Annotated in this window: 1 protein-coding gene; it reads left to right on the forward strand. The window is 69.7% G+C overall.

All coding sequences use genetic code 11. The features are described 5' to 3' along the window. The coding region (locus C9414_RS21085) for an efflux RND transporter periplasmic adaptor subunit (RefSeq protein WP_142398090.1) at positions 1-519 on the forward strand (519 nt) is incomplete at both ends.

Here is a 519-nt window from a genome sequence, read left to right on the forward strand (position 1 = left end):
GACCTGGACAACGCCGAATCGGCCGAGCGCACCGCGCTGGCCGCGGTCAAGCAGGCCGAAGCCACCGTCACCTCCTCGCGCATCAACCTGGGCTACACCGACGTGACCGCGCCGATCAGTGGCGTGGCCAACAAGCAGCAGGTCACCGAAGGTGCGCTGGTCGGCGTGGCCGACGCCGAACCGATGGCGGTGGTGCAGCAGATCGATCAGGTCTACGTCGATGTGCGCCAACCCGCCGCACAGCTGGAGTCGCTGCAGCGCAGTGCCGCCGGTGGCGGCGAGCTGCCCGTGACCATCATCGGGGCGGCCGGCAAGGCATTGCCCGAGCGTGGCCAGCTGTTGTTCTCGGGCATCAATGTCGATGCGCGCACCGGCGATGTGATCCTGCGGATCCTGGTCGACAATCCGCAGCGGCAGCTGCTGCCGGGCATGTATGTGCGTGCCAGGGTGCCGCGTGGTGCGCCGGCCAGCGCGCTGACGGTGCCGCAGCAGGCGGTGCTGCGCAGTGCCGGTGGCCAG

The organism is Bacillus sp. Nf3 (assembly GCF_003028545.1).
Taxonomy (GTDB): domain Bacteria; phylum Bacillota; class Bacilli; order Bacillales; family Bacillaceae; genus Bacillus; species Bacillus safensis.